A 14957-nucleotide genomic window follows, 5' to 3' on the forward strand; every position below is an offset into this window, starting at 1 on the left:
AAACTTTTTTGATGTTGGTTTGTTTAAGCTGGTTTTGACTGTTGCCAGTAATCAGTAATTAGTTGCCAAGCTTGACCGTCCTAAAGGCTTTCCCGCTGATTTTCGCAGATAAATACCGCAGATTGAAAAAGATTTTTTTCTCGAGGTGGCAGTTTTTACCATCTAAGGAAACTAAGAATATCTAAGTAGCGAACGTAAACTCTAAAGACTATAGACTAAATTCGGGACATTCGTCTTGATACTTGATACTAAATACTTGATACTAGCAACTAAATACTAGCTACGCATTGGAACACAAGCCCGACTAAAATAAACCCGACCCTAATGGAAAACCCGCAAGTGCAGCGCAGCGAAACGAGGATTTGTAATGGGGGGCGGGACGGACTTTAATTGAAACGCCGAAGCCTGATTTACTGATATTAATTTTTACCTCTTAAGACACCTAGTAAATTTCGTTACGTTCTTTTGAAAATTGAAATTTGCAGATTGGTAATTAAAGTTTTTACCACATAAAGTATAAGGACATTTAAGGTACACGCCCTGCTTTTGATAATTGTTTATTGTGCATTGGTAATTACAAATTAGATAATCTTCAGTCGCTCTTCTTCCAAATCGATTTGGTACAGCTGCTGGCGGATGATTTCTTCGTTAATCTTCGGGTCTTTATTTAACTCGGTGAGGTAAACGCGTTGGCTCTCGAGCATTTCCACGAAAATTTGCTTGGTTTTATCGTTCATCCAGCTATCATCACTGGCTTTTGAGCGCTCTTCCCATTGTTTTAATATCCTTTCTATACCAACGTGTCCTTGCAATTCGTTCTCATATTTGCCTTTGAGGGTTTCGTACATATGCTGTTTTAGTCCTTGTTTCATTTGCTGCCTGGTTGATGCTTCATTTTCTTCGCTGATGATGGCATTAAATAAAGGCATTCTGTTAATCAGATAGGGTAGGGTAAGTCCTTGCACTAAAAGCGTAAGCAGTATAACCACAAAGGTGATGAACAAAATGAGGTTTCGATAGGGGAAAGGTTCATGATTATCCATGGTAACGGGAATGGCTAATGCCGCAGCCAATGATACTACGCCCCGCATACCTGTCCAGCCGAGTAATAAGGGCATCACCCAACGCACCCGGTTTGAGCGTGCCGCCGGTGCTACACCCGGACGAAAAATTAAGGTGGCCAGCATGGCTGCATAAGAACTGATGATTCTTGCCGCCACCAGTATTCCTGTAACTAAAACGCCATAACCTATAGCCGTACGCAAGGGAATACCGTTTGAACGCAGGCCATCTACAATTTCGGGCAGTTCCAAGCCGATAATCAGGAAAACTATACCGTTTAATATAAATACGAAACTCTGCCAAACGCTATAACCCATTATCCGGCTGGTACTGTTTAAGAAAATCAATCGCCTGGCCGACATAAATAAGCCGCCGCTAACCACGGCCATTACGCCCGAACTGTGGAGCTGCTCAGCTATCCAATACATAAAGTAAGGTTCGATAATGGTGAGTGCGATATCTGATGGGGCATCTGTAGGCAGGCGTTTATGTGCCTGCACAAAAAGCCAACCCAATACCAGTCCAATGCCTGCACCGCCTATCACCATCCACAAGAAACTGGTTGCGGCTTCCTGCCAGATGAACTGTCCCGTACCTACCGCCACCAAACCAAAGCGGAAGATGATCAGGGAGGAGGCATCGTTTAATAAACTTTCGCCCTCTAAAATGGCTGCCGTAGATTTGGGGATCTTTACAAACTTCATAATCGCACCGGTACTGACCGCATCTGGCGGAGATACGATACCGCCCAATAAAAAACCCAGGGCAATGGTAAAGCCGGGTATATAGTAATTGGTGACCAATGCAACCGACAGCGCCGTAAAAAAGACCACGAGAAAGGCAAAACTGCCAATAATGCGCCACCATTTCTTCATCTCCTTAAAAGAGATGGTCCAGGCGGCTTCAAAAAGCAGGGGCGGGAGGAAGATAAAAAATATGAGGTTCGGATCGACCTTTACCCTGGGCAAACCCGGTATAAAACTAATCAGCAGTCCGCCAACCACCAGTAAAATTGGGTAGGCCACTTTTATTTTGGTTGCCCACATATTCAGCAGCACTATAATGGCCACCATCGCAAGCAGAAAAGGTAATATCGAATGCATTCAAAAAAAATTATCAGGTGTCTTACATCAAAACATCATTAACGGGCTGTATCGGCTTTGGCACATCCGTTTCGCCCAAAATCTTCAGCATATCAATCTCAATGGTGCGGCAAATAGACAGCATGGGTACATCAGTTCCTAAACCCTCAAAAGGATTTTCAGAATAATCGCCAATCAGCTCCATCATCACATAAATCCAGCCCACTATCGTAGCAGAGGGAATCATCAGCCAAACACCAAAATCGCCCAGCTTGGCAAACTCGGCTACAATGCCCAAAGGCAACAGAAAAATGAAGATACAATTAAAAATAAAACTCAGGTTGGCGTACTGCCTTGGCAACGGAAACTTCTTGATGCGCTCGGCCCGGCCCTGGTGATCGTAAAAATCGTTGAGGATGTTTTGCATATCCAACTGCCTGCGCATGTGCAAAAGCTCGGCTTCTTCCAAATCGGCCAGTTGCAGCGCCTGCAGGTTAATAATTTGCGTTGCCGGATTGGCCGCCCCTTCCCAATCTTTTTTATGCTGAAAGTAATGGTGTTGCTGCCGCTCGTTTAAAAAGTTTTTAAACTGCCCGATGCCAAAACGCTCCCTGCGCTGTGCGGCAAGCCTGCCAAAAAGATGCTTTAAACTTACATGCTCCCACTGTGTAGGCACCAACAATTGCTCCCTCAGCGTATAAAGCCAGGCAATGTGGCGGTAAATTAAAGCCGTTTTTATGGTTTTGATTTCATCCCCGCCTGCCCCGGCCTTGCGCACATAGGCGTTAACCATTACGGCCCAGCTCCTGCTGCTGTTTACAATAGCGCCCCAGATTTTACGGGCCTCCCAAACCCTATCGTACGACTGGTTATTTTTAAAGCCCACATAAAATGCCACTGCCGTACCAATTAAAGAAACCGGCAGCCAGGGTATGGAAATCCACTTCCAGCCGCATTTATACAGTAAAGCAACCGTAAACATATAAGTAGTAAGCCACCAAAAATGGTGACCAGCAAATTCTAATATCCCCTTCAGGGTAATGTTTTTTCTAACCAGCATGATTTAGATTTTTTTAAACAATCCATTAAAAGCTTAAAACATTCAGGCCTGGGCAATTTTCCGGAAACAGTGTGGCCTTATCATCCAGGTACTAAATATAATGCTTGCTATCGGGATGACAAAAGGATAGCGGTTTTTTTAACAGGTAGCGCAAATATAAAGCGTTTTTTGATTTTTGGGTATTGAGGAATTGAACTTTCTTCCTTATTTTAAAAGGAGGGGTAGGATTTACCGCTTTGCGTCATGCTGAACTTATTTCGTCCATTCCCCAATACCGTCATTGCGAAGCTGGAGATGAGCGAGCTGAAGCAATCTTTATTTATTGAAAACCACCCATTATCGTATCTTTTTGGCTCGCCGCCGCCGAGGGCTCTTTCTTTTGGCTTAGCCCAAAAGAAACAAAAACCCAAGGTTTGGATCTGTTGTTGGATAAGCCACTCGAAAATTCAATAGCAACAGCGGATTAGGTCCAATGAAAAATTGGACTGACCGCTGTTTTGGTTCTTTGCATTATCAAAGTGCCTGCGAAATTTTCAACTGCTTCTCCTTCCAACAGCTCCTATGCCGGATAGCATTTTGCAGAACCCATTCCCAATCCCGTCATTGCGAGGCTGGAGATGAGCGAGCTGAAGCAATCTTTATTTATTGAAAACCACCCATTATCGTATCTTTTTGGCTCGCCGCCGCCGAGCGGCTCTTTCCTTTTTCTTGATAAAAAGGTAACCAAAAATCAAGGCTTGCACCTGCTGTCGGCTAGGCTCGTCGAAACTTTAATTGCGGCAGCACAAGCCCGATGAAAAATCGGGATGATGCGCTGCCTTGTTCAGTGCTTAACTGAAATTTCTGCACAAGTTTCAACAGCCTATCCTTCCATCATTTGCTATGCCGGGTAGCAAAGGGCCGAACCCGTTCCCATTTGATTGTCATCCTGAGCGTAGTCGAAGGACCTTCATTCCCGAATTATTCGGAACGCTGAGGGGCAAACTCCCCCTCCTTATTTTCAAGGAGCGTCTATCCCGACTTTTCGGGAGGTGCCTGCAAGGCGGGGTGGTTAATTCATCATGTAATCCTGCGGGGACTGGTTGTCATCCTGTGCGCCATGGAGTGTCATCCTGAGCGGAGTCGAAGAATAAAATCGTAAGCCATGCACCGCTACTATAAATACCTGCTCCAACATATGGATATCTAACTAGCGTTATAAAAAAACATATCTTCGCATAATCCTTTATCCTTATATGTACGACATACTCCGGGCGCATATTGAAAAAAATGTCAAACTCACTGACGATGAATTTGCTTATGTGCAGCAACACTTTATCGTTAAAAAGTATAAGAAACACCAGTTCATTATCCAGGAGGGTGAAATGGTTCGCTACTCTTACTTTATCATTAGTGGCTTAACCAAACTGGTTCATACAGATGAAGCCGGCAAGAGCCATATCATCTCTTTTGCGATGGAAGATTGGTGGGAGAGTGATTTTAACGCCTACCTTACCCGCAGTCTGGCCAGCCTTTCTTTAGAATGTATAGAAGATACCACCGTATTGTGCATTACCCTGGATGATTACCGCAAAGTGTGTTCAACTCTACAAAAAGTAGAATCCTTTTTCCTGGAGAAAGCACATTTCGGCAACATTGCCGCACAACGCCGCATTTTATCGTTAATTACCTCAAATGCCAAAGCACGCTACGAGCAATTGTTAAAACAATACCCCAATCTGGCGCAGCGGGTACCAAAAGCTTTACTGGCGGCCTACCTTGGCGTATCCCGCGAAACACTCAGCCGCCTTTCGGGTTAGTGACATTCATCACCATAAATTAGTGCTAAAGCGCACCTTTTCTTGCTGCCATTTCGCTCAACTTTGCAGGGTTAAATTCATATTAATTAAAATCAAGCAATGGAAAAAAACGCAATAAACCCCTGGAACTGGCAAGACCAAAGAAATTATGTACAGGCCGTAGAGGTTAAAAATGTAAGTGGAACGCTGTACTGCTCGGGCCAGACGGCAATAGATGAAAACGGCATTTCGAGCAAGGCCGATATGGGTACTCAATTACAACTGGCCATACAAAACCTGGAGCACTTGATTGATACATCGGGTTATGAATGCAAAAACATTGTGCGCTTAAATGTGTACCATACCGATACCACAGCCTTTTTTGAGCATTTTCATTTTTTACAGGAATGGGTAGTTAAACATGGCATCAAGCAGGCCACAACTGTTATGGAAGTGAAAACCTTATTTGAAACCCTTACAGTAGAGCTGGAAGCCACCGTGGTAAAATAAAAGATTCCCGTTTGCACAGCCGCAATAATGGACTGAAGGATGAGTACCCTGAAAGATAGAAATTGTGCCTGTGCAAAAAATTTATTCCTATATTTAATCTGCTTATCCTGCCAATCTAGGAGGAAAAAGTTTCGAAGCCCGATACATCACGAAATGTACCGGACTTCGCGGTTTTTAGGCAACAATGTCATTCTGCTCAACTGCTATTACGAGTCTTGAAAATTTGTGCATTTGAGTAGGATTAAATAATTTAGCTTTTACAATAAAAGATAAAACGCTCATACCTATTGAATCCATTATTCCAAAAATACCTGGTTGCCTTTAGCCGATTGAAACGCGGTGTTACGAAATATGGTTTAGCACCACATAAGCCTGTACTTTTGTTAAGCTTAATCGAGCTGATGGAAAAAGGCCTCGTTACAAATAATCAATTTGAAGTAAATGCCGATTTAGTGGCCACCTTTAAAGAAAACTGGCTGTTACTGGTGCCAACATTACACCAACCCGATTTTACGCAACCATTTTATTATTTACAAAGCGAAAAAATAGCAGGCCAATCCTTTTGGTTTCTGCAACCCAATTTGGGTACGCAAATTAATGCGCACATTAAATCTGTAATCCGGTTAAGCGAAACTTGTGCATTCGGTTATCTTGATGCAGAATTATTTCTACTGTTGAGCGATGCACAAAACAGCGCAGTTGCCACCAACCTATTGCTTGATGTTTATTTTGCAGAAAGTAAGGTTGCTTTTAATATGGCTAAACATCAGGGCAGGGGTTATTTGCACGACCAGGAAGACTTTGTATTAAATGAACCTGAAGTTAAATACAAAAAGGTGATTATAAATACTGAGGAAGATGTATTTGTAAGAAACGGACTGTTTAAGAAACTGGTGCCGAAAGTTTATGCTAACCAATGCAGTTTTACAGGCATGCAGCTCAGCAGTACATTTGGACATAGTTTTGTTGATGCCTGCCACATTGTTCCTTTTAGCTTAACTCACAATGATAAAGTAACCAATGGTATTGCACTTTGCCCTAATCTACACCGGGCTTTTGATAGGGGATTGGTTTCCATTTCAAATGAATACAGCATTATGGTTTCTACGCACCTTATCGAAAATGATAAACATACGTATGCTTTAGGTAATTTAGCCGGGCGAAAAATACTGTTACCGAATAAACAAATTCATTTTCCTGAAATGGCCGCGTTGGCCTGGCATCGGGAGAATGTTTTTAAAGCTTAATAGGTTATTTTATTTTTGGTTTTATCGCGTCCGTATATTTTTTATACAGCTTCAAGTTATAAGTACCAACTTGTATAGATAAGTCGTGAAAATCGCCATCATGAGTGATTATAGTCGCTCCATGTTCCTTGGCTAAAAGATATAGATAATTATCGTTGAAATCCAGGTTTTGGCTTTCGAAAGCAGTAAGACCCGCTAAATCTTTTAAGGTAATATCACAAACTTGCAAGTGCGAAGCATATTGTTCAATGTCATCTATAATTTCAGCATACTTTATTCGGAAATCATTTGATGAACGGTACTCATCTTTATAGAAACTGTTTGGATCGGGTTTATTACCTTTTAAATGTTTATACTTCTTATCGTATGCAACTCTGGAATAATACCTTAACAGCCGATTTAATATTTCACTTAATTGTATAGGACAGATTAGAATTTTTGCTCCTTTAGTTCTAAAAATCTTACTGAAATAAATTTTGTAATGATCATTTAAGGCATCTGAATCAAGACCCAAAATAGGAAGCCAAATATTGCTATCAAAAATATATGAAGTATCTTCTTTAGGGCTGCTGTGGTTGTGTAAATTGAAGATGTCCAAAGCAAGATAACCTAGGCAAATGCCTCTTCTCTGTAAGCTTGGTAATTTGACTTGTTCGAAAAGTTATCCCACATGTCGTTATATTTCCCCATGAAGTTTAAAATCTGATCATAACTAGCAGGATGGATAAATTTCCTCACTACATCTTCACCAAAATCAGCCAGTAACTTTCCAAAAGATGCATTCAAAAAAAGAGTAGAACATCTTTTTATTTGAGAGAAATCGATGTTAACCTCTTCATCAACTTGCCGACCGATGTTAGACTTCACTGCATTATAAAGCGCCAATCCATCATCGTGTAGAGAAGCATTTTGGCTTCTAAGGATATCATATACGCTAATTTTCATTTTGATTTGCTTTATTTTCAACTATATAACTAAAATTATGCCAATTGCCGAAAGGGATGGCAAAGGTAATAAAATTATCATTAAAAATTCTTTTCATGAAAGTAATGATTTTTTATTGAACTCCAAACTAATTAAAGAGCCAGTAAAATTTTTCCCCAATACTGTCATTCCCCGTGGTTTAATGATTACATTCTGTTCCATTGTTTTACTGCACCAATTGGTATCCCCAGTATAGATCTGAATGCCTCCATTTGTTTTAGTAAAATATTGATGCAGATTTTTTAAACCCATGCCTCCTGATGCATCTGGCTTTGTACTATTACCCTCAACCGCCCACAATATAGCATCGCCGGTTACGTTAATCAATTCAGGTTTCCGTTCCTTAATCTTCTTGTAGAAGCCAACGCCTAAATCACATAAAGAGAATTTAATGAGTTCCTGTCTTGGATAAACCTGGCCACACACAAAAAACGGATCGGCAGTTTCTGCATGCTTATCTATGTTACCATAAATCTCGATTAAATCATCTATTAACTTTTCCTTTATTTCATTAGAAAACTTTGGCATTGCCTGATGGGCCAATAATTCATCTTCCAAATAAGCTATAAACTCGTCCTTCTGCTTGGGTAAAAAACCCTTAAAAGGAATGCTTGTACCTTTATATAGATTCAAATTCTGATCAATAGGCAGGAAATCATTATGAAACAAAACTTTGCATTTCTTATTCACGTCGGCTGCATTAATTGAAAAAACAAGATTGTTTTCTTGCTTTAATCGATACATCAATGCACCTAAAAAGGCACATAAGTTACCATCAAGCCAAAGCAAATTATCTAAATTAATCTGGATATTTGCGTTTTGATACTGTTTGCAGTCGTCATAAAAAGACAGCAGTTGTTTAATGCCAACCGAATCGGTATAAACCTTATCTGCACCAAGAAAAACACTGTAACTTTCCAATAGAATTTTGATTACGTTAACAGCAATAATAGGAATTTTTCATTTTAAAATAAGACTAAAGCGACCAAAATTACACTGATGAATTCGTTTATCTCAAAATTCTCTTGATAGTAACGAATGTTAGTTTTTCTCTAATAATTAGAGCCATTCAAAGCAAAATAGCTAAGATCCAAGAACCAATAAAATTTATAAGCCGCAGCAGTCTTATTAAAACTGGCGGTTAACAGGTTTACCGGTAAGTGCTCGTGAATTGGGATCATTCACTTGCAATATATCAAATAACAAATTAAGTTCAAATTGAATATTGAAGAACGCAGCTATAAAGTAAATTGACCAATTAAGTTTTGAAAACGTACTTATTATGATGTTCTATGTATGAAATGTGTTTCTTTTGAAGATTTATTTTAATATTTTCACTTAAACCAAGTTGCGGATAAATTTCTAATAGGGAAGAAATATAAATTTTACCATTACTGGGGATTTCAGGGATAGTAGCCACTTCATTTCATTCCAAAGTGTGCAGCCAGGTTTTGTCCACCGCATATGGATCTGGTAAGGATGGAAGACCATCAAAGGTAAATAATTCCGTTTATCTTAATCGATCAAAAAAAAACGGGTATGCACTCCCTCAACCTTCTCCATGCTTAAATTTCATTACAAGCAGTCCTGCAAAGCCATTACAGCATTGATGGCATCCCATAAAATCATAAACAAAAAGGGAAGTATAAGTCAGAAAACCATTTCTTTTTTTAAGGCTGTTTTAAGTCCTTGAGGATAATCAAAACACCGTAAGAATGTTGGAGTTCGGAAGCTTAAAACCAAAGCTTAAAACCGCTAAAAATCAGCCGACTGCACACTTTAGGGGGTAATGAGTGTACATTTTGGACTGAAAAAAAGTGACCACTTTGTGTAGAAACCAGTGGCCACTTTTGGAATAATCCCCACGCAGGATCTTAGCAATCTCTTTGACATAGCTGTTATCGGCCTTTGCTTGTTTTAATCTGGTAAAGAGTTTTGGTGCACTCCAGTAGATGACGCGGTAGCCCTTCGCGCAGGCCTGATGTCCAATCGCAGAAGCGATGTAACTCTTTCCGATACCGGTCGGTCCAGTAATGAGGATATTGTCGTGGTTATCAATGAATGCACATTCAGCAAGTCTGAGAATCTGGGAACGATCAATGCTCCTGTCCCGATTAAAGTTGATCAGTTCGATAGAAGCCTTGTAACGGAACTTGGCGCTTTCTGTCAGGCGATTGATCTTGCGGTTCATCCGATCCTCATATTCTGCATCCACCAGCTCGGCCAGCAGCTGATCCGGGGTATAGCCCTGCACGTTTCCGGTTTCCAGATTGGTTTTTAAGGCATGGAACATCCCAAAGAGTTTAAGGGATCTTAATTTATCTAGTGTATCTGAGTTATTCATATCAGCTTAAGGGTTTATTTATAATATTGTTCTCCACGGATGTTATCATGTACAGGCATTGGAAGTTCATTGGCGAAAAGATTTTCGCGCTGGATATCGACATTGTTTTCAAGAATACTCTGGATGGTACGGAATACCTTGACGTCAACGCCGTAGTCCAGTGCCCGGCTGCAAGCGGAAGCCAAGCGAGCCGCGCCATATTTGCGTTCCAGTCCGAGTATTCCCTCGCAGGTTTTGATCTTCTGGTCATCATGCCGCCTGCTCTCCAAAACAGCTTTGATTACCGCAAGAACATCCCCGTCTATCACACCCGCCCTTTCCAGAAACGTTTCCGGCGTGCGCTCGGCAGAATACCTGTGCGTACTGGACAAATGGGCATTGTTGGTGGTGTAGGCATGCGGCACTTTACTTCGTTTATGAATGGCAATGCGCTCATATTTTGAAAAGATTTCCACGATTGAACTTGAGTAAATAATCTTCACCTTTTTGCTCAGAAAGCGCACCGGTACGCTATAGTAGTGGCGATCGGTGCCCAATAGGATGTGACTGTCTTTATTCACCTTGGCATAGAATGATTGTTTGAGTTCATAACGGTCTACTGGCAGAGCTTTAAGTTCCTTTCGTTCGATTTCCTCGAACTGCATACGCCGGCTATAGGTGCGGCCTTTAAGCATCTGGTTATTGTGCCTGGCCAGCAGTTCAGTGATTGCGACGTTTAATTCTGAAAGCGAGAAATATTCTTTTTGCCTGAGCGGCACGTATAACCGGGTGTAAATGATGCGCACCGCGCCTTCCACTAAGGCTTTGTCACGGGGTTTATAGGCTCTTGCCGGAAGTACGCAAGTGTCATAGTGCTGGGCAAAATCTTCAAAGGTCTCATTCACAGTTGGCTCATAGCGATGGCTTCTGGTGACTGCGGCCCTGAGATTATCCGGAACGATCGCTGAAGGCACACCACCAAGGAAATGCAGGGTATTCTCACAGGCACTGATGAAGTCTTCCTTCTGTTGACTCATCACCGCCTCTACATAGGTCAGCTGGCTAGCGCCCAGAATGGCAACAAATACTTCGACCGGAATAATTTCTCCGGTTTTTTTGTTGATGTAACTCAGTTTTTCCCCTGCAAAGTCTACGAATAGTTTATCCCCTACCTTGTGGGTACGGTGCATGGTCGGATTGATTTTGGCCTGCCAGTCCCTGAAGTGGTTGCAGAACTGGGTATACTTGTACCCATCGGGGAACTCTTTAATATAATCTTCCCATAAAAGCATTCTGGTTACGCCAGTCCGTTTAAGTTCGCGTTCCACCTTGGGAAAGCAGCGCCTTAGAGATTCCTTACGGCTGTTTGTGAAGACATTTTTCCTTTCCTGCACTTTGCCAAAAAGTTCATCAAGGTCAGTATCGCTCAGCGAGTCCACTTCTTTTAAGGAAAGCCCGCAGGTCTCAAAGGCGGAGATGTATTTTCTGACGGTGGTTCTTGAAAGATCAAGGTAACTTGCGATGGTGAGTTTGCCTTTACCCTGGTCGTACATTCTTAGGATTTTTCTGATTTTACTCATGGTGATAGTCGTATTGGCCATTAATTAAATTGATTGTTGGTTTTCCCGGAAATTTTAAATACCTCCAGGAACAGTCTTGTGCAGCTGGCTAATTTGAGCGGTAATCCCTGAACAGCTTACGGGGGGCTGGCGGTGGTCAGTTTGAGATGATGGGCGGTGGCCACGTTCATCATAATCTCCAATTACCATCAAAAGTGATTAAGCCTTTATCAAAAACTTTATCATAGTTAGGCAGTAATAAAAAACCGTTATATGGGTCGATTCTTTCTTTTGGCAAACACTTACTCCAAGGTTTTATATGTGAAGCCACCAATAAGGAAACATCTGGAAACTTTGAAATACTGCATCTACCCCATAACTTTATCAAACCCTCTCGATATTTACCTTGGCCAATCCTCGTCAGAATTAAGCTTTGTTTTTCTGTAGGCGGCAACGAGCTCTTTAATATCTCAATGATATCTTCTTCTTCATTATTTGCAAGCTGCTCTAGATATTCAATGTATAAATCAAAAGAACGGCTATACATATTATTGCCTTTTTTATTCTTAGCAGACAACTCCTCATCCGCCATATAGGATAGCCTTAATGCCTTAGCCTCTTCTACATTTTTTATCTGAAAAAGATCTTCAACCGCATAGCCTTTTGCTTTTAATTCTTTGGTTATGGTGTTGATGGTTTTAGAATATTTATCAGGACGGGATATCGTAAATTTAGTTTGCGTTATCCAATAGTCGAATAATTTTTCTTCTATATATCTCATTGCTTGAATAATTGTGTTAAAGTCTTGCTTAAGCAACTTAAAACCATTCAAATAACAAACCGCAGCTACCAGTTATTACAATAAAGATGATAACTAATATAAATCTTGCTACCCTTGTTAATGGAGTTGCTCCATTGCTTACTGGAAATAAAGACATCATTAGGGCGGTAAAGCTAAACCAAGATATAAACATCAAAATATTTGTGATTATTTTTAGCCATACATCCAATTTACTCACCCAAGGAAAGTAAAATACCCCGAACAAAAGTGATGCACATAGTATTAAAACCGAACGTTTAAATGTCTCTTTTGGTTGCTGCTGAAGAAAATTATAACGGATGTTAAGATTCTGTACCGTTTCAAAAGGCACTATAAATATGTCGCCTGGAATATTTTTAACGGCACCAGCCGTTTGAGAGTAACGTGTAGTACCAGTTAAATATAGCGTTTGCAATTCATTTTTGCTGTTAATGGTATATTGAGTTAATAAACCTGAAAAAAGGTTACTCTTGCCATCATTATCTTTTAACATTAAATCAACCTCAGTAGAAATCACTTTGCCTCGATTTGCTGCTTTAAAATCTGTTGTTTTAAGTATTTCTCCCTTGAAATAATAGTGCCAATGGTTTGCAAAACGAAATGCAGGTAAATGAAGGTCTAGTCTAAAACCACGAATAATTTTATAAAGTAAGTAGCCAAATAATGCCGCTAATACCACACTGTAAACTGCATAATAGAAAGTATTAAGTATCTGATCGAAAGATAAATCTGGCAAGCTATTGCTCTGAACTTTAGTATACGATTCCATCATTTTCTTTTTGAAATCGAGGTAAGTGACATTGATTATTCTACTAAAGGTTAGCAGACTAATAATTTGGACTAAAATACCGCAAAATAAACTCGTAATAATTCTATCTGCAAAAAGGCCAAGGTTAAACTGCTTTGAGAAAGCTCCTTGAAAATAAAAACGCTTAAAAATAATACCGGGTACAATTAAAATTGCAATATAGGCTATCGTAAATACGGTAACACTCGTATCCATTTAGGTGGTTAAAGTAAGTTCTTCAGCAGTACTTAATTTAATTGTTTTTTCTCCATGCTCGCCCTTTTCTTCCAATGCTTTGATTTCTTTTAAGGCATTCAGGTATTTTTCTTTATCAGCTGGGTTAGCTAAGATTTGCTTTACCTTACGACTCATCACATCTGTATCGGAAGCAAAAAACACATCCCACACATTGTGTACGGCGATATTTAATTCTTCAAAAATGCTCATAAGTATTCGTGTTTTAATTTGAGATAACAAATAATGGATAATAAAGTTAAAACATTTTTTGGTTAATATCCAAAAGGTTGGAATATATTTACAGATTTAAAACACAGAACAACCAGGCTTCTATAATGTCTAAATAAAAAACTATATTTATGCCGCTTATCCTACCAGTCTAGGAGGAAAAAGTTTCGAAGTCCGATACATCACGAAATGTACCGGACTTCGCGGTTTTTAGGCAACAACGTCATTCAGTTAATGCAATTACAAATCTTAAAATTTGTGAATCTGAGTAGGATTAAATAGTTTTAGGAAATCAAAAATTAATCCTCTCAAAATGAAAAAATCCAATATTACCATCCCTCAGACACTGCCACTGTCAGGAAACAAATAATTTGTCTGCGCAGAAATGCTTTTCTTTTTTTAAGATTTAATTGAAAGGCAAATCAAATGTCTTTTTAAAAATTTGACCCAAAACACGCCTTCGGGTATTATTTATCATTTATCTATTTATGCTCATGTCAACAGACACGCTCAATTTTGAAAACCTGATTCGGGAATTTTCGAAACTTCCAAAAATCATTTCCGATCCAACTTATCTAGAATTATGCCGTTATCCAAGCAATCGCTTCGAAGACATCTGCTCCAGGCTACTATGCTTTTACTTTGATCCAACGGGCGAACACGGATTTACCAACCTTTTTTTAGATGCACTATTAGAAGTTATTTCTAAAGATGGTGAAATCTTCTACCGAAACAATGAGGTTCAGGTAATAAACGAAGTAAACTCCGAGCAGAAACGATTGGACATTTTGATCAAATGCCCGGATATGATCATAGGTATCGAAAACAAGATATATGCCTCGGTATATAATCCGCTAGAAACATATGCTAAACAGATTGCACTTTTCGGTAAAAAAAATATATTCAAAATTATATTAACCGTAAGGAAAATTACAGATCAAAACGAGAAAACATACATTGCAAACAACGGTTTCCAAATCGTAAACTATACAGATTATTTTACTGTAATCAAAAGGAATATCGGTAACTACATTACTAATGGCAATCCAAAATACTTAACTTTTATTTACGACTTTATCCAAACCATTGAAAATATGACTGGCGAAAACTATAACAATAATAAATTAATACAATTCTTCTCTAACAATTCAGAAGAAATCGAGAATCTCATAACACAGTACCAACACTATAATGAACGCACACTCAAAATACAAAAGGATGCCATCGCCGAACTGATGTTAAAAATCTCAACTATTACTGGTGAAAATTGGTGGGCTTGG

General features: G+C 39.8%; 14 protein-coding genes. 4 read left to right on the forward strand and 10 right to left on the reverse strand.

What is annotated here, in order from left to right:
• Positions 1–581 precede the first annotated feature (581 nt).
• Together R2Q16_RS20215 and R2Q16_RS20220 are read right to left on the reverse strand one after the other, a co-directional pair.
• Positions 582–2165, reverse strand: coding sequence for a Na+/H+ antiporter (locus tag R2Q16_RS20215; protein WP_316739872.1), 1584 nt, complete (start codon positions 2163–2165; stop codon positions 582–584).
• A 22-nt stretch (positions 2166–2187) separates the two neighbouring features.
• On the reverse strand, positions 2188–3204 hold the full coding sequence (locus tag R2Q16_RS20220; RefSeq protein WP_316739873.1) for a bestrophin family protein: 1017 nt from the start codon (positions 3202–3204) through the stop codon (positions 2188–2190).
• Between the two features lie 1235 nt (positions 3205–4439).
• Between R2Q16_RS20220 and R2Q16_RS20225 the strand changes: the two genes are divergently transcribed.
• From R2Q16_RS20225 to R2Q16_RS20235, 3 genes are all read left to right on the forward strand, one after another.
• A complete protein-coding gene (locus R2Q16_RS20225; RefSeq protein WP_316739874.1) occupies positions 4440–5003 on the forward strand; it encodes a Crp/Fnr family transcriptional regulator in 564 nt (187 codons plus the stop codon).
• A 99-nt stretch (positions 5004–5102) separates the two neighbouring features.
• On the forward strand, positions 5103–5492 hold the full coding sequence (locus R2Q16_RS20230; protein WP_316739875.1) for a RidA family protein: 390 nt from the start codon (positions 5103–5105) through the stop codon (positions 5490–5492).
• A gap of 287 nt (positions 5493–5779) precedes the next feature.
• Positions 5780–6739: an HNH endonuclease gene (locus R2Q16_RS20235; RefSeq protein WP_316739877.1), complete on the forward strand. Its 960-nt coding sequence runs from the start codon at positions 5780–5782 to the stop codon at positions 6737–6739.
• Between the two features lie 4 nt (positions 6740–6743).
• Here R2Q16_RS20235 and R2Q16_RS20240 read toward each other — a convergent pair whose 3' ends face one another.
• The 8 genes from R2Q16_RS20240 to R2Q16_RS20275 form a co-directional block, all read right to left on the reverse strand.
• The gene (locus R2Q16_RS20240) at positions 6744–7337 is read right to left on the reverse strand and encodes a type II toxin-antitoxin system VapC family toxin (protein WP_316739879.1); all 594 of its coding nucleotides are present in this window, start codon (positions 7335–7337) and stop codon (positions 6744–6746) included.
• Between the two features lie 11 nt (positions 7338–7348).
• Complete coding sequence (locus tag R2Q16_RS20245) at positions 7349–7684, reverse strand: STAS-like domain-containing protein (RefSeq protein WP_316739881.1); 336 nt, start codon at positions 7682–7684, stop codon at positions 7349–7351.
• 93 nt (positions 7685–7777) lie between these two features.
• Complete coding sequence (locus R2Q16_RS20250) at positions 7778–8644, reverse strand: hypothetical protein (RefSeq protein WP_316739884.1); 867 nt, start codon at positions 8642–8644, stop codon at positions 7778–7780.
• 841 nt (positions 8645–9485) lie between these two features.
• A complete protein-coding gene (locus R2Q16_RS20255) occupies positions 9486–10067 on the reverse strand; it encodes an ATP-binding protein (RefSeq protein WP_316739887.1) in 582 nt (193 codons plus the stop codon).
• Positions 10068–10081: 14 nt separating this feature from the next.
• The gene (istA, locus tag R2Q16_RS20260) at positions 10082–11599 is read right to left on the reverse strand and encodes an IS21 family transposase (RefSeq protein ID WP_316739889.1); all 1518 of its coding nucleotides are present in this window, start codon (positions 11597–11599) and stop codon (positions 10082–10084) included.
• 196 nt (positions 11600–11795) lie between these two features.
• Positions 11796–12386 (reverse strand): HNH endonuclease, encoded by a 591-nt coding sequence (locus tag R2Q16_RS20265; RefSeq protein WP_316739892.1) that lies wholly within the window; start codon positions 12384–12386, stop codon positions 11796–11798.
• 37 nt (positions 12387–12423) lie between these two features.
• Positions 12424–13428, reverse strand: coding sequence for a hypothetical protein (locus R2Q16_RS20270; protein ID WP_316739894.1), 1005 nt, complete (start codon positions 13426–13428; stop codon positions 12424–12426).
• Positions 13429–13659: a hypothetical protein gene (locus tag R2Q16_RS20275; RefSeq protein WP_316739896.1), complete on the reverse strand. Its 231-nt coding sequence runs from the start codon at positions 13657–13659 to the stop codon at positions 13429–13431.
• Positions 13660–14171: 512 nt separating this feature from the next.
• On the opposite strand from R2Q16_RS20275, the gene R2Q16_RS20280 reads away from it, so the two are divergent.
• A partial coding sequence (locus tag R2Q16_RS20280) for a PD-(D/E)XK nuclease family protein (protein ID WP_316739898.1) occupies positions 14172–14957 on the forward strand: 786 nt, incomplete at its 3' end.

It is taken from the genome of Pedobacter aquatilis (assembly GCF_032678425.1).
Taxonomy (GTDB): Bacteria; Bacteroidota; Bacteroidia; order Sphingobacteriales; family Sphingobacteriaceae; genus Pedobacter; species Pedobacter aquatilis_B.